Origin of the sequence: Kibdelosporangium philippinense, assembly GCF_021390435.2 — a bacterium.
Lineage (GTDB): Bacteria > Actinomycetota > Actinomycetes > Mycobacteriales > Pseudonocardiaceae > Kibdelosporangium > Kibdelosporangium philippinense.
On the sequence record NZ_JAJVCN010000004.1, the window covers coordinates 1,112,802 to 1,135,078 of the forward strand.

Below are 22,277 nucleotides of genomic sequence, written 5' to 3' on the forward strand. Positions count from 1 at the left end.
ACATGGACATCGCCACCACTACCGCGCGGTTCTTCCTAGCCGCGGTCGTCATTCTGCTGACCTGCCGAGTGGTGGTGATGGCCGCTCGGCGGATCGGCCAGCCACCGGTCGTCGGCGAGATGATCGCGGGTGTTCTGCTCGGCCCATCCCTGCTGGGACTGTTGTTGCCCGGCGTGCAGGACTGGCTGTTCCCCGACGCCGTCCGGCCGATGTTGTACGTCGTCAGCCACATCGGCCTGGTCGCGTTCATGTTCGAAGTCGGCCACCAGTTCGCGAAACACAAAGTCCGCGGCCTCGGCCGACCGGCGGGCGCGGTCTCGCTTGCCGGTGTCACCGCGCCCTTGCTGCTCGGTGTCGCACTGATCCTCGCGACCCAGGGGCACGTCGACGCACTCAAAGAAGGCGTCCCGGTCGGAGTGTCCGCACTGTTCGTCGGAGTCGCGCTGGCGATCACGGCATTCCCGATGCTGGCTCGGATCATCAGCGAACGAAACCTGACCCATACCCGCCAAGGTTCGCTGTCGCTGGCCGCGGGCGCGCTCGACGACGGCGTCGCGTGGACCCTGCTGGCGCTCACCATCGGCCTCGCGACCGGCGACCCCAACCGGATCCTGGTCACCGCGGGCGGATCGCTGCTGTTCATCCTGGTGCTCTGGTTCGTCGGCAGGCCCGCACTCGCCTGGATCATTGCCCGGCAAGGGATGGCCATGGAGCACCTTGTGCTGGCTACGGCGGTAGTGCTGTTCGCGGCCGCGTGGTGGACCGACCTGATCGGTCTCTACTCGGTGTTCGGCGGTTTCTGTCTCGGATTCATCTTCCCGCGCGGCGAAACCGCCGACCGGGTCGTCAGCACGATCAGTTCGGTGACCAAAGTCGTCTTCCTGCCGCTGTTCTTCGCCTACTCCGGCCTGAACACGTCGTTCGGCCTGCTGTTCACCGTGCCGCTGATGCTGCTCACCATCGGCAGCATCGCGGTCGCGGTGATCGGCAAGTCCGGTGCGTGCTGGGCGGCGGCGCGACTGACCGGGGAAGACAACTACACCGCGATGCGAGTCGGCGTGCTGATGAACGCGCGTGGCCTGATGCAGCTGATCGCGTTGAACGTCGGCCTGCAAGTCGGCATCGTGACGCAGTCGCTGTTCAGCGTCCTGGTGATGGTCGCGATCGTGACGACGATGATGACCGCGCCGTGGCTGAGCTGGCTCGACAAGCGCGCGGAACGCCGTCAGGCCAAGCGGGATATGTCCGAAGCAGCGGCCGGATAGGTGGCGACGAGCGGGCCTGCTTCGGCGAAAGTCACGCCGTCTTCGTCGTAGGGCGGCGCCATGACCGTGCCGAGCAGGCTCCACTCGCCGAGCGTTTCCGTGGCCTGCCAGGTTCCCGCGGGAACGATCACCTGTGGCCGTTCACCGGCGGCCAGATCCATGCCGAGCACCGGCCGGGAAACCGTGCCATCCGGGTGCAGCAACAACATCCGGGCGGGCGCGCCCGCGTGATACGAGAAGATCTCGATGTGTTCGAGCTTGTGCAGACGCGAGAACTGAGGCGCCACAAGCATGTAGTAGATCGCCGACGCGTACGCGTGCCCGTTCAGGTTCTCCTTGTACAGCCCGCCTTCCACCGGCAGCGGCTGCAGGTCCAACGCCTTGATGATCTCTTCGGGTGTCACGGACACAACCAACCACAAGCGTGTCTGCGCCGGTACGGACAACCCACCCGTTACGCTCTCGAACAAGCGTTCTTAGGGGTGATGGTGTGCGGGTGCTCGGCGTCGACCCGGGCTTGACCAGGTGCGGTATCGCCGTGGTCGACGGCGGGACCGGCCGCAAGCTCAGCTGTATCGCCGTGGACACGGTCCGCACGCCCGTCGAGGCTGAATTGGCCGAACGGCTGCTTGCCGTCTCCAACGCGGTCGAGAACTGGCTGGATCTGCACAAGCCGGACGTTGTCGCGGTCGAGCGCGTGTTCAGCCAGTACAACGTGCAGACCGCGATGGGCACCGCGCAGGCAGGCGGCGTTGTCGCGGTCGCTGCGGCACGGCGCGGCCTGAAAGTCGAGTTCCACACCCCCAGCGAGGTGAAAGCGGCCGTCACCGGATCGGGCCGGGCCGACAAGGCCCAGGTGACCGCCATGGTGATGCGGCTGCTGAAGCTCCAGGAGAAACCCGGCACCGCGGACGCCGCCGACGCGCTCGCGTTGGCCATCTGTCACATTTGGCGCGCGCCGATGCGTGCCCGGCTGGCCGAAGCCGAGCAGCGCGCGGCGGAGTTGGCCAGGGTGCACAAAGCCCGGCTCGCGCAGGCACGAAAAGGAGCGAAGCGGTGATCTCGTCGGTACGTGGGCCGGTGCTGTCGGTCGGGCTCGACCACGCGGTGATCGAGGTCGGCGGGGTCGGCTTCGCGGTGCAGGCCGCCCCTTCCTGCCTGGCCACGCTGCGCAGGGGTGAGGAAGCGCAGCTGTTCACGGCGCTGATCGTGCGCGAGGACTCCTTGACCCTGTTCGGTTTCGCCGACACGGACGCGCGCGACCTGTTCTACATGCTGCTGACCGTGTCGGGCATCGGGCCACGGCTCGGCCTGGCGATGCTCGCCGTGCTCGAACCGGACAAGCTCAGGGCGGCGCTGTCGGAGGGCAACGTCGCGATGCTCACGCAGGTCCCCGGCATCGGCAAGAAGGGCGCCGAGCGGCTGATCATCGAACTGCGGGACAAGGTCGGCGCTTTCACCTCCAGCGGCGAAACGCCGGTCGCGCCCTCGGCCAGCGTCGTACGCACCTCGGTCATCGCCGCCCTCGTCGGCCTCGGGTTCGCGCAGAAGGCCGCCGAGCAGGCCGTCGACGGCGTGCTCGCGGAGAACTCCGCGGGCGACACGTCAGTGGTGCTGCGCAAGTCCCTGGCCATCCTCGGTCGCAAGCGGTAGGGCAGCGGCATGCACCATGACGACCTCGACGAGGACGCGCTGTCCCCGCTCGCCGAACCCGAGGATCGCGACGTCGAGGCGACGTTGCGGCCGAAGCGGCTGAGCGAGTTCGTCGGGCAGGCGCGCGTGCGTGAACAGCTGGAACTGGTGCTCGAAGGCGCCATGCGGCGTGGCACGCCACCCGACCACGTCCTGCTGTCTGGCCCGCCCGGCCTTGGCAAAACGAGCCTCTCCATGATCATCGCCGCCGAGCTGGGCAGCGCGATCCGGATCACCTCGGGGCCAGCTCTCGAACGCGCGGGTGACCTCGCCGCGATGCTGTCCAACCTGGTCGAGGGCGATGTGCTGTTCATCGACGAGATCCACCGGATCGCCAGGCCAGCCGAAGAGATGCTCTATCTGGCGATGGAGGACTTCCGGGTGGACGTCGTGGTCGGCAAGGGCCCCGGCGCGACCAGCATTCCGCTGGACATCGCGCCGTTCACCCTCGTTGGTGCCACGACCAGGTCCGGCATGCTGACCGGGCCGTTGCGTGACCGGTTCGGCTTCACCGCGCACATGGAGTTCTACGAACCCCACGAACTTGAGCAAGTGCTCGCTCGTTCGGCCACGATTCTGGGCGTTGACCTGCGGCCGGACGGCGCCGTGGAGATCGCGCGGCGCTCCCGTGGCACACCCCGGATCGCCAACCGGCTGCTGCGCCGCGTCCGCGACTACGCCGAGGTCCGAGCTAACGGTGCGGTCACAGTTGATGTGGCCAAGGCCGCTCTCGAGGTCTACGACGTCGACGAACTGGGCCTCGACCGCCTGGACAGGGCGGTTTTGAACGCGCTGGTCAGGTCATTCGGCGGCGGACCGGTGGGTATTTCGACTTTGGCTGTCGCCGTGGGGGAAGAGTCAACTACCGTGGAGGAAGTGTGCGAGCCGTACCTGGTACGCGCTGGCATGCTGGCAAGGACCCCTCGTGGCCGAGTGGCGACAGCGACCGCGTGGGCGCATCTCGGGTTGCAAGCCCCGAACGACGCACCAGGTCAAGCGGCGCCTACGCTGTTCGGTGAGTGACCGCGCGCACAGGCTGAATGTCTGGGCGTAACGCGCTGGTGGCACACTCGGCGGCAGGCAACCAGAACAATCGGGCATTTCGACTCCAACGGGATGTCCGCCGAACGGAGAGAAATGAACCTCGGGCAACTGCTTCCGTTTCTGCTGATCGCGGTGCTCATCGTGCCCATGGTGCTGATGAGCCGCAAGCAGAAGCGGGCGATGGCACAGCAGCAGGAACTGCAGAACTCGATTGAGGTCGGCGACAAGGTCATGACCACGTCGGGCCTGTACGGCTACGTGGCGAACACCGCCGACGACGCCACGGTCGACATCGAGATTGCCGACGGTGTCGTGACCACCTGGTTGCGTGCTGCTGTCCGCGAGAAGGTCAGTGACGACGTCGTCGAGGAGACCGTCGAGGATGACGACGAGGCCGTCGCCGAGGTCGAGGAGACCAAGGCCGACGAGACCAAGGCCGACGAGAAGAGCGTCGAGTCCGAGACCCCGAAGTCGACCGCCGAGGTCGCGCCGCCGCTGGAGCAGACCAAAAAGAGCTGACCGCTTTACGTCGCGCGCTGGGGAAACACCAACCTCATCGCCTTCGCGGTACGCTGCGCCCTCACCCATTCGAGATCGGGTGCGGGCGCAGCGTCATGACCAACCCGATCCCGGTCCCCAACTAGTGACCCATAGAGAGACGGACAGACGTGGCACCATCGGCTGGGCACTTCCGCCCCGTTCGTTATCTCGCCTTCTTCATAGCGATCATCGCGGTCCTCTACGGGCTGGTGTTCGGCACAGGTGACCACAAACCGGTCCCCAAGCTGGGCATCGACCTCAAAGGTGGCACCCGTGTGGTGCTGACCGCGCGAACGCTGGACGGCAACGCGCCGAGCCCTGAGTCCCTCAACCAGGCACGGCAGATCATCGAGACGCGCGTCAACGGCCAGGGCATCAGCGGTGCCGAGGTGGTCCTCGACGGCAACAACATCGTGATCACGGTGCCAGGTGACGGCGGCGAGAAGGCCAAGGAACTCGGTCAGACCGCGACCCTCGGCTTCCGCAAGGTTCTGAATTACATTCCGAACACGCCTCAGCAGCCGCCGGCCTCGCAGACGCCGCCGACCAGCGGGACCCAGCCCCCGCCGTCCGGCAGCCAGTCGTCCACGCCACCTCCGTCCGGCAGCGCGACCGCAGGGGCACCGTCGGGGACCAACCAGCCGCAGGGCCGCCCGGCGCCGCACGTGCAGCAGCAGCCATCCGGTAGCGCCACGCCCACGCCGCCGCCTGCCAGCCAGCCCGCGCCGCCGCCCACCGACACGGGTGCGGTCAGCCCCGAGGTCGCCGCACAGATCAAGGCCGCACGTGATCTGCGGCAGAACCCGGCACTGGCCACCGCCGAGGACGGCGGCAACGCCGCGCAGGCCGACCAGACCGCGCAGCAGACCGCGCTGTTGTCGTTGAGCTGCGAGGCCGACGACCCGCTGGTCGGCAACGACGACCCGAACCTGCCGCTGGTCGCGTGCAACCAGGAAGGCACCGAGAAGTACGTCCTGAGCAAGGTCTTCCTGCGCGGAACGGACATCAGCGACGCCAACGCCGCCCCGAACTCCCAGGGCGCGGGCTTCGTGGTCAACCTGTCCTTCAACGGCACCGGCTCGGAGATCTGGGCCAAGTTCACCGCCGCCAACGTCGGCCAGCGCGCCGCGTTCGTGCTGGACACCAAGGTCGTCTCGGCCCCGGAGATCCGTGGCCCGATCCCCGGCGGCAACACCGAGATCAGCGGTAACTTCAACCAGCGCAGCGCGACCGCGCTGTCCGACGTGCTGAAGTACGGTTCGCTGCCGCTGTCATTCCAGTCGTCGGACGCCGAAACCGTCTCCGCGACCCTCGGACTGGCGTCGCTGCAGGCAGGCATCATCGCCGGCGCGATCGGCCTGCTGCTGGTGTTCATCTACTGCTTGTTCTACTACCGCCTGCTCGGCGTGCTGACGATCCTGTCGCTGGCGCTGTCGTTCGCGATCGTCTACGCGATCATCGTGCTGTTCGGCCGGTTCATCGGCTACAGCCTCGACCTCGCGGGCGTCGCCGGTCTGATCGTCGCGATCGGTTTCACCGCGGACTCGTTCGTGGTGTTCTTCGAACGACTCAAGGACGAAATGCGAGAAGGCCGAACATTCCGCTCGGCCGTACCGCGTGCGTGGGTCCGTGCCCGTCGCACGATCCTGTCGGCCGACGCGGTGCTCTTCCTGTCCGCCGCAGTGCTGTACCTGCTGGCTGTCGGCCAGGTGAAGGGCTTCGCGTTCACCCTCGGCATGTCCACGGTCCTCGACCTGATCGTGGTGTTCCTGGTGACGCACCCGCTGGTGTCGATCGTCTCGCGGTCCAAGCGACTGTCCAACCCCAAGCTCGTCGGGCTCGGTGCGGCGCACCGCGAGAGCCACGCCGCCGAACAGTCCCAACCGGCCAGCACCGGCCGTACCGGTCCCACAGTGAAGGAGGCCTGAGGTGGCCGGCGAGGAAACGCCAACGGCGCCGCAGACGCCAAAGCCCGTCAAGCGCGGCTCGTTCTTCCAGCGTCTTTACGTCGGAAACGGCGCGCTTGACGTCATCGGCAAGCGCAAGCGCTGGTACATCTTCTTCTCAGCACTAGTGCTGGTCTGCCTCGCGTCGATCGCGATCAAGGGCTTCAACTTCGGTATCGACTTCGAAGGCGGCACCAAGATCCAGCTGGACGCCGACGGCGCCAGGGGCACGATCACGACCGAGCAAGTCACCCAGGTCTACACCGACACGCTGGGTGAGCCGCCGGAGTCGGTACAGAGTGTCGGTGTCGGCGACAGCGCGTCCATCCAGATCCGGACCGAGACGCTCAACCCCAACCAGGTCTCGCGGCTCAAGGCCGTGCTGACCGCGCAGCTGCAGCCGGAAGGTTCGATCAGCGACAGCGCGGTCAGTGGTACGTGGGGTGGCGAGGTCACCACCCAGGCGCTGATCGCACTGCTCGTGTTCCTGGTCCTGGTGACGATCTTCCTCGCGCTGTACTTCGAGCTGCGGATGGCGCTGGCCGCGCTGATCACGCTGTTCCACGACGTGGTCGTGACCGCGGGTATCTACTCGCTGGTCGGCTTCGAGGTCACCCCGGCGACCGCGATCGGTCTGCTGACCATTCTCGGCTTCTCGCTGTACGACACGGTGGTCGTGTTCGACAAGGTCAAGGAGAACACCCGCGGCCTGCTTGGACTGACTCGCCGGACGTACGGTGAAGCGGCCAACCTCGCGGTCAACCAGACCCTGATGCGCTCGATCAACACCGCGCTCATCGCGTTGCTGCCGGTCATCGGCCTGTTCGTGGTCGGCGCCATCCTGCTGGGTGTCGGCACCCTGCAGGACCTCGCGCTCGTGCAGATCGCGGGCATGCTCGCCGGCGTGATCTCCTCGATCGGCCTGGCCACGCCGCTGCTGGTGGACTTCACCATGCGTAACCCGAAGTTCCAGCAGCAGGCCAGGCGCGTGTACGCGCGTCGGGCCAACCTCGCGGCACGTGCCGCTGGCGCCACGAGCGTGGAGGGCGACCAGGCGGAGTCCTTCGACGACGAGTCGCTTGGCGCGGAGTTGCGTCGCGAGCGCGCGCTCAGCGCGGCTGGTGGCGTGCCTGTGCGTAACCCCAGCGCCGCTGAGCAGCGGCGCAGGCAGGGCCAGCCGCAGGGCAAGCGGCCCACCGGGAAGCGCAAGCACTGATGGAGTTGAACCAGGCACTCGCCCTGATCCGGCGAGTGCCTGATTTCCCTGAACCGGGCGTGCTGTTCCAGGACATCACGCCCGTTCTGGGCGATCCCGGGGGTTTCAAGGCCGTTATCGACGCGATGGCGTCCGAGGTCGGCAGTGACGGTCCTGTCGACGCGATCGTCGCTATCGACGCGCGCGGGTTTTTCTTCGGCGCCGCCGTCGCGTACTCACTTGGACTCGGCGTCGTTCCCGTCCGCAAGGCGGGCAAGCTTCCCGCGGTCGGCGGCAAGGCCACGTACTCGCTCGAATACGGCACCGCCGAACTCGAGATCCCCTCGGACGTGATCAAGCCAGGGCAGCGAGTGGCCGTCATCGACGACGTGCTGGCCACCGGCGGTACCGCGAACGCCGCATGTGAGCTGGTCGAGCTTGCCAAGGGAGAAGTGGCCGGTATCACAGTGCTGCTGGAGATTGGCGCACTGGGCGGTCGTAGCCGACTTGTCGGACGTAAAGTTCATCCGCTACTCACCGTGTGAGGAGCACCGCCCACCGCGAACGGGCATGGTTACCAGGGCTAACGCGTTATTCTCAATACAAGGGCCGCAGTCGTGGCCCTGGAGGCTCTGGTGACGTGCGGGGAGCGTGTGAGTGAGTCATGACGTGGAGTCCGCGGCGAGCCTGAAGCCGGCCTCGGAACAGCCGGCCGTACCAAGGCCGCCCTCAGCGACGCGTCGTGTCCGCACACGGCTCGCCCGCCGAATCACCGCGCAGCGCGCGGCCCCGGTCAAGCAGGTGCTCGAACCGCTGGCCGCGGTGCACCGTGAACTGCACCCCAAAGCTGACCTCGGGCTGCTGCAGCAGGCGTACGACGTTGCCGAGGAGAAGCACCGGCACCAGCGCCGCAAGTCCGGCGACCCGTACATCACCCACCCGCTCGCGGTCGCGACGATCCTCGCCGAGCTGGGCATGGACACCACGACCCTGGTCGCGGCACTGCTGCACGACACGGTCGAGGACACGGACTACTCGCTTGAGCTGCTGCGCGCCGATTTCGGCGACGAGGTGGCGCACCTGGTCGACGGCGTCACCAAGCTGGACAAGGTCAAGCTGGGCACGGCCGCCGAAGCCGAGACCATCCGCAAGATGATCATCGCGATGGCCAAGGACCCAAGGGTTCTGGTGATCAAGCTGGCCGACCGGCTGCACAACATGCGCACCATGCGGTTCCTCCCGCCGGAGAAGCAGGCGCGTAAGGCCAAGGAGACCCTCGAGGTGCTGGCCCCGCTGGCGCACCGGCTGGGCATGGCCACGGTCAAATGGGAGCTTGAGGACCTCGCGTTCGCGATCCTGCAGCCCAAGAAGTTCAACGAGATCGTCCGCCTGGTCGCCAACCGCGCGCCGTCCCGCGAGAACTACCTCAACGCGGTGATCGAGGAGCTGGACAAGCACCTGAGCGACGCGAAGATCAAGTGCACGGTCGAGGGCAGGCAGAAGCGCTACTACTCGATCCACCAGAAGATGATCGTGCGCGGGCGCGACTTCGACGACATCCACGACCTGGTCGGCGTCCGGCTGATGGTCGAGGACGTGCGCGACTGTTATGCGGCGATGGGCGTCGTGCACGCGATGTGGCAGCCGATGCCCGGCCGGTTCAAGGACTACATCGCGCAGCCGCGGTTCGGCGTCTACCAGTCGCTGCACACGACAGTGATCGGTCCGGACGGCAAGCCGCTCGAGGTGCAGATCCGTACGCACGACATGCACCACACCGCCGAATACGGCATCGCCGCACACTGGCGCTACAAGGAGACCCGCGGCACCCACGACAGCAAGGGTGTCGAAGTCGACGAGATGGCCTGGATGCGCCAATTGCTCGACTGGCAGCGTGAGGCCGCGGACCCGGGGGAGTTCCTCGAGTCGCTGCGCTACCAGTTCTCCACGCGCGAGATCTTCGTGTTCACGCCGAAGGGCGACGTCATCACGCTGCCCGCCGGGTCAACCCCGGTGGACTTCGCGTACGCCGTGCACACCGAGGTCGGTCACCGGTGCATCGGCGCCCGTGTGAACGGCCGGCTGGTCGCGCTCGAGCGCAAGCTGGAAAACGGCGAGGTCGTCGAGATCTTCACCTCGAAGGCCGAAGGTGCCGGTCCTTCTCGTGACTGGTTGCAGTTCGCGGCTTCGCCGCGGGCCCGGGCCAAGATCAAGCAGTGGTTCGCGAAGGAGCGTCGCGAAGAGGCGATCGAAGCGGGCAAGGACGCGATCGCCAAGGAAGTTCGCCGGGTCGGGCTGCCCATGCAGCGTCTGGTGTCGGTTGACGCGATGACGGCTTTGTCCCGTGAGCTCCGGTACCCGGACATCAGTTCACTGTATGCGGCTGTCGGCGAAGGCCACACTTCGGGCCGCCACGTCGTTCAGCGGCTTGTGGCGCTGCTCGGCGGCGTCGAACACGCCGAGGAGGAACTCGCCGAGCGGGCGACGCCCTCGACCGTCACGCGCCGCCGGGCATCTGGCGACGCGGGCGTGGTCGTCAAGGGCGCTTCGGACGTGTGGGTCAAACTTGCGCGGTGCTGCACTCCCGTGCCTGGCGACGACATCCTTGGGTTCGTCACCCGGGGCGGTGGCGTCAGCGTGCACAGGACGGACTGCACTAACGCGGACGAGCTGCTCGCGGAGCCGGAGCGGTTGGTGGACGTCGAGTGGGCGCCATCGGCGTCTTCGGTGTTCCTTGTCGCGATCCAGGTGGAGGCGCTGGATCGGCACCGGTTGCTGTCCGACGTGACCAAGGTGCTCGCTGATGAGCGGGTCAACATCCTGTCGGCGTCGGTGACGACATCCCGGGACAGGGTCGCGGTTTCGCGATTCTCGTTCGAGATGGGCGACCCGAAGCACCTGGGTCACGTGCTGAAGGCCGTCCGGAGCGTCGAAGGCGTCTACGACGTCTACCGGGTGACCTCAGCGTCCTAACGGCGCGCCTAACCCAGGTGTTTCACGCGGATAGCCGCGACACGAGCCGTAGATAGAACGAAGTGCCTGCCCTGTAAGGGAAACTGGGACTTGTCTAGGGTCCAGGTTCTCGAACGGGAAGGCACTTCGCGGATGAAGCGTATCGAACGGTCCCGCCGGGTCAAGGTCAGCGCGGACGGTACGGGTGTCGTGTCGCATGCCGGGGTCGGAATGCTGCGGGAACTGGCCTGGGATACCGGGCTGGTGAGCGGGATCAGCACTGCGCTGGCCGACACCTATGCCGGACGGTGGCAGCACGCGCCAGGCCGGGTGTTCACCGACCTGGCGGTCGCGATCGCAGATGGCGGCGACTGTGTCTCCCACATCGAGGTGTTCGGCGACCGGCACGAGGTATGCGGGCCGGTCGCGTCGATGCCGACCACCTGGCGGATGCTGGACCGCGTTGACCCGGCCCATCTGTCCAGGGTGCGTGCCGCGCGGGCAGCGGCACGGGAACGGGCCTGGGCCGCCGGCGCCACCCCGGACCTGACACAGCTGCTGCGGATCGATTTCGACGCCACAGTCACGATCTCGCACGCGGAGACCAAGCAAAACGCGGCGAAAACCTGGAAACGCACGTTCGGGTTTCACCCGTTGCTGGCGTTTCTGGACCGCCCGGAGGTCTCCGGCGGCGAGGCCCTGGCCGGGTTGCTGCGTCCGGGCAACGCGGGCAGCAACACCGCCGCCGATCATGTCACCGTGCTGGAGCAGGCGTTGGCCGCCCTGCCCGAGCACGCCCGGCCTCGGCCGGGTGACCCGGACACGGTGCGGGTGGTGGCCCGCTCGGACTCCGCCGGCGCCACCCACGCCTTCGCGACGGCGTGCCGGGATCGTGGGGTGTGGTTCTCCTTCGGGTTCCCCGTGGACGCCCGCATCCAGGCCATCGTGGATGAGGTGCCCGACCAGTGCTGGCAATCCGCGATCGAGTCGGATGGCGGGATCCGGGACGGCGCCTGGGTCGCCGAGGTCACCGGCCTGCTGGACCTGACAGCCTGGCCGGAAGGCTCCCGGGTGCTGCTGCGCGCCGAACGTCCCCATCCCGGTGCGCAGTTGCGGTTCACCGACGTCGACGGGCACCGGATCACCGCGTTCATCACCGACATTCCCGAGCGGGTGATCCCCGGTCAGAACGCCGGGCTGGAGCTTGACCACCGCCAGCACGCCCGGGTCGAAGACCGCATCCGGGAAGGCAAAGCCGCCGGGCTGCGTAACCTTCCCTGCCGGGGGTGGGATGAGAACGTCGCCTGGCTGGAAACCCTGCTGGCAGCCACGGATCTGGTGTGCTGGGCCAAACTGCTCGGGTTCACCGGCACACCGGAGTTGGCGCATGCCGAGATCGCCACCTTCCGCAATCTGGTGTTGCACGTGGCCGCCCGCATCACCCGCAGCGCCCGGCAGGTCCGCCTCCGTATCGACCGGACCTGGAAATACGCCGATGCCATCGCCGAGGCGTGGTTGAGGATCCGTGCCGCGTTCACCTGACCCGTCCACCCTGTCCCGACGACCCGAAAGACCCCGGAGCGGCCGACACGACAGCAGGTCGGCGGCATGCTCGCGCCTATCTCTCGAATCGCTCGCCGCGAGATCAACCAGACTCAACACAAGATCATCCCGGGATCACATGAAACACCTGGGCTAACGATCGGCTATTTCCTATACGATCTCGCCTTCAACGATGAGGTGCGCAATCGCGCGTCACCAATCGGACGCGTCCGCACGGCCGCGTCCGTACAGCGCGGTTCCAAACGACGCTTCGCTGATCCGAAAATCGATGGTGAGTGGGCAGGCCGAAGGCACCCGGCGTAGCGCAGCGGAGCCGGGTTGGTAGTTGGGTTGTCAGGCCGCGGGTTCGAGGGTGACGCGATAGCCCAGAGCGGCCAGTTGGCTGATGTGGTTGCGGACCTTGCGTTGAGTGTTGGTGTGCTGGACGAAGTAGTCGGCGCCGAGGTCACGGAACCGGGCGTTGGGGTCGGATAACAGGTGCCACATGATCACGAGAATGGAACGGCCGACCGCGACGATGGCCTTCTTGGCGCCACTGCGGCGAGCGATGCGCCGGTAGCGTTCGCCGAGAAAAGTGTTGGTCCTGCTGGCGGACACTGCGGCCTCGCCCAGGATTCGGGCCAGGTAAGGGTTGCCGTGCCCGGTGGCAGCTTTGCCTTTCTTCTTGCCGGCCGACTCCGACACCCCGGGAGCGAACTTGGCCCAGGAACACAGGTGGCCCGGAGTTGGGAAGCGTGCCATGTCCAGCCCGATCTCGGCGATGGCTACCTGGGCGGCGGTGCGCCCGACGCCGGTGATCTCATCAAGCTGGTCGACCGCTGTGGCGAAAGGGGCGATCAACTCCTCGATCGCGGCATCCACTCGGGCGACGTCAGCGATCCCGGCATCCACCCGGGCCAGCATGGTCGACAACAGGAACGCGTGATGATCGGTGAAAAACCCGGTGAACGCCTCTTCCAGCCTGCCGATCTTGCGCCGCATCGAGGTGCGGGCCAGCTGCGCGAGTACCTTCGGGTCCCGCTGCCCGGCGACCAGCGCGGCCAGCATGGCCCGGCCGGACACCCCGAAGATGTCCGAGACCACCACCGAGAGCTTGATCTGGGCATCTTCCAGGAGCTTTTCCACCCGCTGCTTCTCCGCGGTGCAGACCTCGACCAGGTCACGCCGATACCGGGTCAGATCCCGTAGCCGGCGGATCGGTGACGGCGGGACAAAACTGGGCCGGATCATCTGCCGCTCGGCCACCTTGCACAACCACACCGCGTCCAATCGATCCGTCTTCGGCCGGCCGGGCAGATGCTTGACATCGCGGGCGTTGACCAGCCAGGTCTCGAACCCGTGCGCCTCCAACAGGTAGAACACCGGCTTCCAATAGTCCGATGTGGACTCCATGACCACCCGGGTCACGCCCAGCCCGGCCAGCCGATCAGCCAGCACCAGCAACGACCGGGTCATCGTCGAGTACGGCCGGACCTCCTGCAGCCGCTTACCCGGACGCGCCTCATCGGGCACCCGGACACAACACATCACCTCGGCCTTACCGATATCCAACGCGGCCACCCGCGCGATGATCTCCTCGTTGTCCTGTGTCTGCTCCAACATCGGCCTCTCCCCGAGCGTCCGGCGGGGCGGCTACCCGCGGGAGCCCAGGCAACAACGAATCTGATCCGCGTGCTCGAAGCAACAATCAAGGGCCCACCAAGGGCTCCCAGCGTCCGACTAACGCACGGCCTTCACAGACCATAGAGACAACGACGTCAGCGGGCAGCCAACACCGATTTTCACCCCTCAACGGGCGTCTTCACCAGAGGACAGACTGACTAACGCAGAGATTCTGCGCGCCCGTTCCCAAACCGGCGCGTCACCACACGGCACGGTCGCCCGGAAACGTGGCGCCCGAAACGGCTTTTCTCCGATCGGTGACGTTCTGCGCGGCCGTACCCAAACCGGCGCGTCACCAGACAGCGCGGTAGCCCCGAAACGTCGGCGCCCGGAGCGGTGCCCGAAACGTCGCGTCACCAAAGTGGCTGCACGGTCACGGTCGCCTCCGAAACAGTCGCCTCCAAAACGGCGGCGCGCGAACGCCGCCTGCCAAAGCAGCAGCCTCGATGGGCTGCCGCGCCCGCAACGGCGGCGTCCAAGATGGCGCGTCACCAAACGGCTACGCGGTCGCCTTCGAAACGGCGGCGCCCAGAAAGGGGGCGCATCAAAGCGGCGACCGTTCTGCGCAGTGGCGCCCGAAACGCACGTTGTCGAACGGCTGGGCACCAAACGGCGCCCGCTTGAACCGGGCACCAACGGCGGCACCTTCGCCGGAGCATCAAACGGCGCCCACCTGACCGGCGTGCTTCTAAACAGCGGCGCCCTGCATTGGTGCGTCCGCAACGGCGGCGTCCTGGACCAGCGTGGTCAGCGTGGCCCCAGCCAGGGCTTTCACCTCGCGCGACAGATGCGCCTGATCCGAATATCCGATTTCGTATGCGATATCGGAAAAAGGTTTTCCGGCGTACACGAGCTCCATCGCGCTGGAGAACCGCATGATGCGCTGCAGCGTCTTAGGGCCGTAGCCGAACTTGGCCAGGCACTTGCGATGCAGGTGCCGTTCGGTGATGCCCAAGTGGTCTGCCGCGCCGCGGACTTCATTCCCGGCGACAAGTGCGCGAACGGCTTCGGCGAAACCATCACGCTCCGCGGCCCGCACCGAATGCAGAAGTTTGCGACCCGGATTGCCTTCGTACAATTCGTCGGCGAGCCGCTGAACCTGCTCCTTCGGCCACAGCTCCGCCAACGACACGCGTGTGTTCGCAATCGCGTGCGCCGGGACATCGAAGAAGCCAGGCGCCACACCAGGCTGGAAACGGATACCAACAGTGTTGCCGGTGGCTTCAGTGAGGAACGCCTGTGTATCCGGTCCGGCAACGAACAGGCTCTCGCCGTTCCAGATCATGTCCATGCATCCGTCCGGGACCACCCGTTGCACGCCAACCTTCGTGCTCGTCCATACGCAACGCACGACGTCGGTCTGCGGCGGCTCGTACTCCCGGTACATCACAGCTCCGTCAGCTTCGGACATCTGCCAACCACGGTACAAACAACGGCGCCGCCCGCAAACATGTGCGAGCGGCGCCGTCGGGCTGAGAAAATTAGGAAACGGTGGCCGTCTCGATGGTCACCGCGTTCTTCGGCGCACCGTCCTCGGCGCCGTTCTGACCTGGTGTGATGCCGCCGCTCGCAATCTTGTCGAGGGTGGCGAGGCCGGAAGCGTCGATGGTGCCGAACACCGTGTAGTTCGGCGGCAGCTGGCTGTCGCCGTAGACCATGAAGAACTGGCTGCCGTTGGTGTTCGGGCCCGCGTTGGCCATCGCCAGCGTGCCCTTCGGGTACGAAACGGCCTGCTGGCCCTCGGCGGGCTTGGGCAGGCTGGCCAGCTCGTCCTTGATCTGGAAACCGGGACCGCCGCTGCCCTGGCCCTGCGGGTCGCCGCACTGCAGGACCTTCAGGCCGGAGGAGTTGACCAGCCGGTGGCACGGGGTGCCGTCGTAGTACTTGGCCTTGATCAGGTGCTCGATCGCCTGCGCGGTGCACGGGGCCTTCGCGCGGTCGAGGGTCAGCGCGATGTCACCCTGGTTGGTCTTCAGGTTGACCTTGGCCGTCCCGGCGTTCGGCGTCGGGTCGACGTCCTGCGGCACGTCCACCGGCTTGGCGGCAGGCTTGTCCGGGGTCTTCTCGTACTTGCACGGACCGCTGGTGGTCTCCGGCGGAGGCGGCGGGGTCTCACTCGAGGTCTCCGACGCTGCCGTATCTGTGCTGTCGCCGGTGTTCAGAACGACCAGGAGGTAGATCAGCCCAACCACCACAACGACACCACCGACGGTTAGCGCGGTGGCGACGATCCTGCGCTTCTTCGCGCGTTCGGCCCTACGCGTAAGCTGTCGTTCCAGCTTTCGCTTCGCCGCCTCCCGGCGTTGCTGATTCGTCGGCACCTGCACCCTCCCTGAGCCCTCACGTTGCTAGCCGGCGCAGTCTATTTGCACCCCCAGTAAGAACTGTGTAGAGGGGATGCCCAGTAGTGTGGCGGTATTCACCCGAGAGGACGTGCGTGTGCTTGTCGTCGGCTTTCCCACAGGGGCTCTGCAGGCAAACTGCTACCTGATCGCGCCGGGTAAAGGCGAGGCCTGCATCATCGTCGACCCTGGTCAGGACGCCGCCGAGCCGGTCGCCGAAGCGATCGCGGAGCACGATCTCACGCCTGTCGCGGCTATATTGACGCACGGTCACTTCGATCACTGTTTCGCCGTCGCCCCGATCTGCGACGGCAACGACATCCCCGCGTGGATCCATCCCGACGACCGCGAACTGTTGTCGGACCCGTTGAAAGGCGTCAGCACGGAATCCGCCGCGTTCTTCGGCGGCAAGCTCGCCATGCGCGAACCGCAGGAGGTTCGCGAGCTGACCGATCAGGCCGTGCTGGACCTCGGCGGGCTGAGCATGACGGTCGATCACACGCCTGGACACACGCAGGGATCGGTGACGTTCCGATGCGGTACGCAGGAAGGCGGCCGGTTGATCTTCGCCGGGGACACGCTGTTCGCCGGTTCGATCGGCAGGACCGACCTGCCGGGCGGTGACGTCCACAAAATGGCGCAGTCGTTGCGCACCAAGATTCTCACCCTGCCTGATGACACCGTCGTTCTGCCAGGGCACGGCCCGACAACGACGATCGGCCGCGAGCGGTTGACCAACCCGTTCCTCGCCGGTCTTGAAGAAGGCTCGACGGTGCCCGGTCCGTTGCGAAGGCTGTAGTAGATGACGAACGAACATTTGCCGCTGGACCTGCTTGACCGGGCCGGCGTGCGAAAGCGTTTCCGGATGGCGATCATCGCGATCCTGATCTTGGCCGCGGCCATCGGCGGCGTGCTCGGCTTGATATTCGGCGAGGTGGCCGGGCTGGTCGCGGCCGGTGTCGTCGGCCTGCCGTTGTTGCTGTTCAGCTGGTCGCAGGCGCGCCGGACGCTGTGGCTGGACGGCACCAAGGTCGTTCTGCGGACGTTCGGTCGCCGCTCGGTCGACCTGGCCAAGGCTGAGCGCCTGGAAATGGTCGTGATGGACGTACGTAGCGTGCGCACGGTCAGCATGCTGGTCGCCGAGTCACCGCGCAGCCGCGGCATCAACATGGCGGTCGCGTCATATTCCGGCACAGGTGGCGCCGAGCTGGGCATCTTCGCGTTGCGCAAACTTGCTGACGCGCTCGCTGCCAGCGAGAACACGGGTTCGCTTGTGATCTCCGAATTGCTCGTGGCTCAGCTCAAAGCCGAGGCGCGAGGTGAAGGCCTCGACGGTCGCCCGCTGTATCAACTGGCTAAGGCAGCGCCCCCGGGCAAACTCGCGGTCCGCCTCAAGCCTGAGGCCGTGACGAAGTTCGTGGCTTCGCTGGAGTAGCCGGTTCGCGACTGGCCACCAACGCGGCGACCAACGTGGTCACCGGAACGCACGCCACCAGGCCGATGCTGCCGACCAGCGTGCGCACGAGTTCCTGAGCGATCGACTGCGAGCCCAGGATCGTGCCGAGACCGGCACCGGACAGGTACGACAGCAACAGCACTGGAAGCGCCGCGCCCGCGTAAGCCATCGCGAGCGTGTTGACGGCCGACGAGACATGGTCGCGACCAATGCGCAAACCGGCGGCATAAAGCTCACGCCAGCTCAGCAACGGGTTCGCGCGCCGCAGTTCCCACACGGCGCTCGCCTGCGTGACCGTCACGTCGTCAAGCACACCGAGCGCGCCGATGACGAGCCCGGCCAACAACAACCCGCGCGTGTCTAGGCCGTGTCCCAGCGCGCCGAGCAACGAAGAAGTGTCTTCGTCGATCCCTGTCAGTCTGGTGATGGCCGAGAACAGCGCGCCCAGCACGCCGATCAGCACGAGGCTGATCATGGTCCCGAGTACAGCGGTTGACGTGCGCGCCGACAGCCCGTGTGTCAGGTACAGAGCGACGAACATGATCAGTCCGGCGCCAGCGACGGCAACCAGAAGCGGGTTCTCGCCGGTGAGAATCGCGGGCAGCACGAAAAGCAGCAGGACGAGGAAACTGACGCCGAGCGCGACCAGCGCCGCCAATCCTTGGTAGCGGCCCAGCACAAGGATCGCCAACGCGAACAACGCGGCGAGCACCGCGAGCGGCAGGCCGCGTTGGAAATCCGCGACGCGATACGACTCACCGGCGGCCGGGTCGCCGCCTGAGTACGCCAGGACGACCTTGTCACCGACGGCAAACCGCGGGGTGCTTGGTTCGTTCGGCGACCGGCTGACGATTTCCCGGCCGGGCGCGGGACCGTCGCTCATCCTGACGGTAAGCACGAGACAAGCGGGATCCGGCGTACCGACTTGCACACCGCCGTCACAAGACCCGAGCGACGCGGCGGTGACCTCGCCGCGGACCGGCTCCTGTTGTCCGTTTACGGGCGACGGCGTATCTCCTATCGGATATAGGATCGCGACGCCCACGACGGAGGCGATCGCGAACGGCAGCAGCAGCCACGTCAGCAGCCGTCGTACGTTGCGTGACGCGGGTTCCGCCGGTCTGTGCCCGTGCCCATGTCCGTGACCAGTGGGGATCTCTGGTTCGTCGGTGACGCGAGGGATGGGGACGGTGTTGTCGTGCACCGGGACATCCTGCCCTCTCGTGCTTCACCCCAGCGGATCGGCGTAGCGAAAGTGTCTTATGAGCACGTCCTCGCATGCTTGGATCGCATGTTCCAAGCGTTCCGTTCTGCTTCCCGTGAGTCGAATCCATGGGACGCCGCGCTCTGTGAGCCGCTGAACGAACAAGTCCGTCATCCATTCGCGCAAATGCTCACCGTCGCGCCAACCATCCTGTTCGAACGGTACGTCCGAATGATCGGTCAATAGATACAGCGCAGGCCGTCGGTCGCCCACTGCGTCAGCGACCTGGGGGAGGCGCAGCCGAGATACCGTTCGCACCACACAGTCGCTGCCCATGGATCGTTGTCACATACGAGAACGGGTCCAATGTGGGCGGACTCGTCCTCGGCGCGCGCGTGTCGGTTGGCGATGTCCACGAAGTCGCCAACCGTCCATACCAGACCGTCGACATCGGCCGATGGAGTGAACGCCTTGGCCGTGGCCAGTTTCTCTTCGGTGTGCACCCGGCCGTACTCGGGCACCCACGCCGCTTTGTAGTGATCGGCCAACACTCGGACAATGTCATCGTGCCAGTGGATTCGGCTCCGACAACAACAATTCGCGCGGCGAGTCCCGCCCGGGTCGCCGGTGCCAAGTCCTGCCAGCGGCCGCGCGGATCTGCGCGCACCGCGGTGCCCGAGACTGGGTGCGTCACCCGATCGGGGTCGATCGAAATGTGCTGAGCGCCAAAGCGTTTCGCCAGTTCCGGGCCGTACTCCTCGGATGTGAACACCGCGTCCACGGCGGCGGCCGCGGGATTGCCGTCCATGATTGCCCGCCGGGACAACACGGAGCGAGTGATGGCGACGTGCGCTTCCCAAATGGCGTCGTCGTCGAAATCAGTCGGGTGTTCGTCCATGTCGCCCACCACCACGACGCCAGCGTCACCACTGTGCTCCACGGTCAGCCAGGACACCCTGGCCGCCAGGGGAATCGACTCAACGCTGGACGCCAGAACCGCAACAGTGGTTCTTTCGCTCGCCGCCGCGGCCGCGCGAATGAGCGAGTGGTGACCGAGGTGTGGCGGATAGAACTTGCCGAGCACCAACGCGTGCTGGAACTGCTTCACACCGACACCAACTCTCGCGCTCGAACATCCGCCAGCCAGCTGCGCAGCCCGAATACGCACAAAGCCAGGAAACCGACGTAAAGGATCGCGGTCAGCCACAGCTCTTTGTAGGCGTACAGCGGAATGTAGATCACGTCAGCGGTGATCCACAGCCACCAGGACTCGACCTTCTTGCGGGCCTGGCCCCAGGTGGCGAGCAGGGACAGCACGGTCGTCGCCGCGTCCGGCAACGGGACGGTCGAATCCGATTTCGTATCTAATATCCACGTCAGCAAAGCCGTCCCCGCGACGCCGACGCCAAGCAGCAACCACCATTGGGTCGCCGTCGTCCGACCGGTCGGTAGATGGTCGCGCGCTGGGCCGCCGCGCAACCATGACCACCAGCCGTACACCGCGAGTGCCAGGTAGACGACCTGCAACCAACCGTCAGCGTAAAGGCCGCTGGTCATGAACAGCGCGAAGAACGCGATGTTGTTGAGGATGCCGATCGGCCAGTTTCACACGTTCTGTCTGGCGACGAGCCACACGCATAACGCGCCCGTGACGAAGCCGGCGACTTCGCCCCAACTCGTGCTGGTGCCACCGACTGTGATCGCCGGTGTATGGAACGGCATCAGCAGTGTGTCCACCCACGACATGCGGGCGATCATGTCAGCCGCACACGAATGTGTCCCGCAGTTGACGACCGAACGGTCGGCGCCAAGGCAACGACAAGGTGGGGTTGGTCGGCGGCGCCTGGGGGGTTGTGCGCCGCCGACAACGACACTCTTTCCTACCGGCATACAAAACTTGCACAAAGTTGACAGCGACTCGAACATATGTTCGGATCAAGCTCATGCGCTGGGATGCTCAACGGGCCGATCGCGGGCAACTGGCCCTGCCAGGGCTGGTGCGGACGGTTCGCACCCCGGAGTTCGCTGACATCACGTTCCACGAAGTGCACGCCAAATCGGTGCTCAACCGAGTGCCCGCGAGCTCATCGATGCCGTTCCAGTGGACGATCAACCCATACCGCGGCTGCTCGCACGCGTGCACCTACTGCCTCGCTGGCGATACCGAGATCCTGATGCGCGACGGCACAACCCGGCCGCTGGCCGACGTCAACGTCGGTGACGAGATCTACGGAACCGGTCGGTTGGGCAACCATCGCTATCGCGTGCCGACCCGGGTGCTCGCACATTGGTCGACCGTCAAACCCGCGTTCCGAGTCACCCTCGAAGACGGCACGACGCTGGTCGCAAGTCGCGAGCACCGGTTGCTGACCGAACAAGGTTGGCAGCAAGTGGCCGAGGGGATCACCGGGCAACCGTTCCTGGTCAACGGGATCAGGCTCGTCACAGACGTCGACGGCGTGGTCGAACCGCGGCTAACGGTCGTCAACATCGAGCCGCTCGACGAATCGGTCGTCATGTACGACGTCACCACCGGCACGGGCGACTTCATCGCCAACCAGGTCGTGAGCCACAACTGCTTTGCCAGAAACACCCACACGTACTTGGAGTTCGACGCCGGGCGCGACTTCGACACCCAGATCGTGGTGAAGGTGAACGCGCCCGAAGTCGTCGCCAAACAAGTGCGTTCGCCGAAGTGGCAACGAGAACACGTCGCGATGGGCACGAACACCGATCCGTACCAACGGGCCGAGGGGCGCTACAAGCTGATGCCCCGGATCATCGAGGCCCTCGCCGACTCGGGCACGCCGTTCTCGATCCTGACCAAGGGCACCGTGATGGTGCGGGACATCCCGTTGCTGGTGGAGGCGAGCAAGCAAGTGTCCGTCGGGATTGGAGTGTCGCTCGCGCTCGTCGACCGCGAGTTGCAGCAGCGACTCGAACCCGGCACGCCGAGCCCGCAGGCCAGATTGGACATGATCAAGCGCGTCACGGACGCTGGGCTGCCGTGCGGTGTGATGGTCGCGCCAGTGATCCCGCGGATGACGGATTCGCGCGAGCAGCTTGAGGCGGCGCTGTCCCAGATCGCCGAAGCTGGTGCGACCGGTGCGTCGATGATCCCGTTGCACTTGCGGCCGGGTACCCGTGAGTGGTTCGCGGAGTGGCTGGCACGTGAGCGCCCCGACCTGCTCGACGACTACCGGGACATCTACGCGCGCGGTAGCTACGCCAACCGCGCATACCGCGACTGGCTCGGCGCGCGCGTCAAACCGCTCGTGCGCAAGTACGGCCTTGAAGGCAGGAGTTTTCCGAGCGGGAGCATGCCGCAGGCCGCGCCGAAATCGCCACCCGTCGCGGCTGAGCAGCTGGAACTCATGCTTCAACAAAATGTGGACAGTTTCAACTCTGAGTTGTAG

The 22,277-nt window shown here is 66.2% G+C and carries 21 protein-coding genes and 1 pseudogene; 14 read left to right on the forward strand and 8 right to left on the reverse strand.

Annotation, left to right across the window (positions count from 1 at the left end; all coding sequences use genetic code 11):
• Positions 1–2 precede the first annotated feature (2 nt).
• On the forward strand, positions 3–1,265 hold the full coding sequence (locus LWC34_RS48115) for a cation:proton antiporter (RefSeq protein WP_233732475.1): 1,263 nt from the start codon (positions 3–5) through the stop codon (positions 1,263–1,265).
• Here LWC34_RS48115 and LWC34_RS48120 read toward each other — a convergent pair.
• The gene (locus LWC34_RS48120; protein ID WP_233732476.1) at positions 1,226–1,669 is read right to left on the reverse strand and encodes a cupin domain-containing protein; all 444 of its coding nucleotides are present in this window, start codon (positions 1,667–1,669) and stop codon (positions 1,226–1,228) included. The genes LWC34_RS48115 and LWC34_RS48120 overlap by 40 nt on opposite strands.
• A gap of 86 nt (positions 1,670–1,755) precedes the next feature.
• Here LWC34_RS48120 and ruvC point away from each other — a divergent pair, with 86 nt between their 5' ends.
• The 9 genes from ruvC to LWC34_RS48165 all read left to right on the forward strand — a co-directional run bounded on the left by ruvC (position 1,756) and on the right by LWC34_RS48165 (position 12,176).
• Positions 1,756–2,325, forward strand: coding sequence for a crossover junction endodeoxyribonuclease RuvC (gene ruvC / locus LWC34_RS48125; RefSeq protein WP_233732478.1), 570 nt, complete (start codon positions 1,756–1,758; stop codon positions 2,323–2,325).
• Positions 2,322–2,918 (forward strand): Holliday junction branch migration protein RuvA, encoded by a 597-nt coding sequence (gene ruvA, locus LWC34_RS48130; RefSeq protein WP_233732479.1) that lies wholly within the window; start codon positions 2,322–2,324, stop codon positions 2,916–2,918. The genes ruvC and ruvA overlap by 4 nt, the downstream gene beginning before the upstream one ends.
• Positions 2,919–2,927: 9 nt before the next feature.
• Positions 2,928–3,980 carry a Holliday junction branch migration DNA helicase RuvB gene (gene ruvB / locus LWC34_RS48135; protein WP_233732480.1) on the forward strand — a complete coding sequence of 351 codons (1,053 nt, stop codon included), beginning with the start codon at positions 2,928–2,930 and terminating at the stop codon, positions 3,978–3,980.
• A 114-nt stretch (positions 3,981–4,094) separates the two neighbouring features.
• Positions 4,095–4,520: a preprotein translocase subunit YajC gene (gene yajC / locus LWC34_RS48140; RefSeq protein WP_233732481.1), complete on the forward strand. Its 426-nt coding sequence runs from the start codon at positions 4,095–4,097 to the stop codon at positions 4,518–4,520.
• A 149-nt stretch (positions 4,521–4,669) separates the two neighbouring features.
• Positions 4,670–6,469: a protein translocase subunit SecD gene (gene secD / locus LWC34_RS48145; protein ID WP_233732483.1), complete on the forward strand. Its 1,800-nt coding sequence runs from the start codon at positions 4,670–4,672 to the stop codon at positions 6,467–6,469.
• Position 6,470: 1 nt separating this feature from the next.
• The gene (gene secF / locus LWC34_RS48150) at positions 6,471–7,703 is read left to right on the forward strand and encodes a protein translocase subunit SecF (RefSeq protein ID WP_233732485.1); all 1,233 of its coding nucleotides are present in this window, start codon (positions 6,471–6,473) and stop codon (positions 7,701–7,703) included.
• Positions 7,703–8,227: an adenine phosphoribosyltransferase gene (locus LWC34_RS48155; RefSeq protein ID WP_233732488.1), complete on the forward strand. Its 525-nt coding sequence runs from the start codon at positions 7,703–7,705 to the stop codon at positions 8,225–8,227. The genes secF and LWC34_RS48155 overlap by 1 nt, the downstream gene beginning before the upstream one ends.
• Positions 8,228–8,339: 112 nt before the next feature.
• Complete coding sequence (locus LWC34_RS48160; protein ID WP_308200261.1) at positions 8,340–10,655, forward strand: RelA/SpoT family protein; 2,316 nt, start codon at positions 8,340–8,342, stop codon at positions 10,653–10,655.
• A 132-nt stretch (positions 10,656–10,787) separates the two neighbouring features.
• Positions 10,788–12,176: an IS1380 family transposase gene (locus LWC34_RS48165; RefSeq protein WP_233723285.1), complete on the forward strand. Its 1,389-nt coding sequence runs from the start codon at positions 10,788–10,790 to the stop codon at positions 12,174–12,176.
• A gap of 354 nt (positions 12,177–12,530) precedes the next feature.
• Here the strand turns inward: LWC34_RS48165 and LWC34_RS48170 are convergent, their stop codons facing one another.
• From LWC34_RS48170 to LWC34_RS48180, 3 genes are all read right to left on the reverse strand, one after another.
• Positions 12,531–13,799, reverse strand: a complete 1,269-nt coding sequence (locus LWC34_RS48170) for an IS110 family RNA-guided transposase (RefSeq protein ID WP_233723845.1) — start codon at positions 13,797–13,799, stop codon at positions 12,531–12,533.
• Between the two features lie 748 nt (positions 13,800–14,547).
• The gene (locus LWC34_RS48175; RefSeq protein ID WP_233732491.1) at positions 14,548–15,270 is read right to left on the reverse strand and encodes a helix-turn-helix transcriptional regulator; all 723 of its coding nucleotides are present in this window, start codon (positions 15,268–15,270) and stop codon (positions 14,548–14,550) included.
• A gap of 70 nt (positions 15,271–15,340) precedes the next feature.
• A complete protein-coding gene (locus tag LWC34_RS48180) occupies positions 15,341–16,180 on the reverse strand; it encodes a peptidylprolyl isomerase (protein ID WP_233732494.1) in 840 nt (279 codons plus the stop codon).
• A 118-nt stretch (positions 16,181–16,298) separates the two neighbouring features.
• On the opposite strand from LWC34_RS48180, the gene LWC34_RS48185 reads away from it, so the two are divergent.
• Both LWC34_RS48185 and LWC34_RS48190 read left to right on the forward strand, forming a co-directional pair.
• Positions 16,299–17,000, forward strand: coding sequence for an MBL fold metallo-hydrolase (locus LWC34_RS48185; RefSeq protein ID WP_233734114.1), 702 nt, complete (start codon positions 16,299–16,301; stop codon positions 16,998–17,000).
• Positions 17,001–17,003: 3 nt separating this feature from the next.
• Positions 17,004–17,636, forward strand: coding sequence for a hypothetical protein (locus tag LWC34_RS48190; protein ID WP_233732497.1), 633 nt, complete (start codon positions 17,004–17,006; stop codon positions 17,634–17,636).
• Here the strand turns inward: LWC34_RS48190 and LWC34_RS48195 are convergent.
• Both LWC34_RS48195 and LWC34_RS59220 read right to left on the reverse strand, forming a co-directional pair.
• Positions 17,593–18,861 carry a YibE/F family protein gene (locus tag LWC34_RS48195; protein ID WP_233732499.1) on the reverse strand — a complete coding sequence of 423 codons (1,269 nt, stop codon included), beginning with the start codon at positions 18,859–18,861 and terminating at the stop codon, positions 17,593–17,595. The genes LWC34_RS48190 and LWC34_RS48195 overlap by 44 nt on opposite strands.
• Before the next feature lie 24 nt (positions 18,862–18,885).
• A pseudogene (locus LWC34_RS59220) lies at positions 18,886–19,412 on the reverse strand (AAA family ATPase).
• Positions 19,413–19,757: 345 nt separating this feature from the next.
• Between LWC34_RS59220 and LWC34_RS59225 the strand changes: the two are divergent.
• Positions 19,758–19,913 (forward strand): hypothetical protein, encoded by a 156-nt coding sequence (locus LWC34_RS59225; protein ID WP_372496799.1) that lies wholly within the window; start codon positions 19,758–19,760, stop codon positions 19,911–19,913.
• A 52-nt stretch (positions 19,914–19,965) separates the two neighbouring features.
• Here the strand turns inward: LWC34_RS59225 and pnuC are convergent, their stop codons facing one another.
• A complete protein-coding gene (gene pnuC / locus LWC34_RS48205; protein WP_308200295.1) occupies positions 19,966–20,457 on the reverse strand; it encodes a nicotinamide riboside transporter PnuC in 492 nt (163 codons plus the stop codon).
• A gap of 9 nt (positions 20,458–20,466) precedes the next feature.
• Positions 20,467–20,607 (reverse strand): hypothetical protein, encoded by a 141-nt coding sequence (locus tag LWC34_RS48210; RefSeq protein ID WP_233732504.1) that lies wholly within the window; start codon positions 20,605–20,607, stop codon positions 20,467–20,469.
• Positions 20,608–20,804: 197 nt separating this feature from the next.
• Between LWC34_RS48210 and LWC34_RS48215 the strand changes: the two genes are divergently transcribed.
• On the forward strand, positions 20,805–22,277 hold the full coding sequence (locus tag LWC34_RS48215; protein WP_233732505.1) for an Rv2578c family radical SAM protein: 1,473 nt from the start codon (positions 20,805–20,807) through the stop codon (positions 22,275–22,277).

Coding starts and splice junctions, on each gene's coding strand:
- ruvB (WP_233732480.1), top strand. CDS start 2,928: ATGCACCATGACGACCTCGACGAGGACGCGCTGTCCCCGCTCGCCGAA.
- LWC34_RS48215 (WP_233732505.1), top strand. CDS start 20,805: ATGCGCTGGGATGCTCAACGGGCCGATCGCGGGCAACTGGCCCTGCCA.
- LWC34_RS48165 (WP_233723285.1), top strand. CDS start 10,788: ATGAAGCGTATCGAACGGTCCCGCCGGGTCAAGGTCAGCGCGGACGGT.
- LWC34_RS48170 (WP_233723845.1), bottom strand. CDS start 13,799: ATGTTGGAGCAGACACAGGACAACGAGGAGATCATCGCGCGGGTGGCC.
- LWC34_RS48155 (WP_233732488.1), top strand. CDS start 7,703: ATGGAGTTGAACCAGGCACTCGCCCTGATCCGGCGAGTGCCTGATTTC.
- yajC (WP_233732481.1), top strand. CDS start 4,095: ATGAACCTCGGGCAACTGCTTCCGTTTCTGCTGATCGCGGTGCTCATC.
- LWC34_RS48190 (WP_233732497.1), top strand. CDS start 17,004: ATGACGAACGAACATTTGCCGCTGGACCTGCTTGACCGGGCCGGCGTG.
- LWC34_RS59225 (WP_372496799.1), top strand. CDS start 19,758: ATGTCGCCCACCACCACGACGCCAGCGTCACCACTGTGCTCCACGGTC.
- LWC34_RS48115 (WP_233732475.1), top strand. CDS start 3: ATGGACATCGCCACCACTACCGCGCGGTTCTTCCTAGCCGCGGTCGTC.
- LWC34_RS48175 (WP_233732491.1), bottom strand. CDS start 15,270: ATGTCCGAAGCTGACGGAGCTGTGATGTACCGGGAGTACGAGCCGCCG.
- LWC34_RS48210 (WP_233732504.1), bottom strand. CDS start 20,607: ATGTCGTGGGTGGACACACTGCTGATGCCGTTCCATACACCGGCGATC.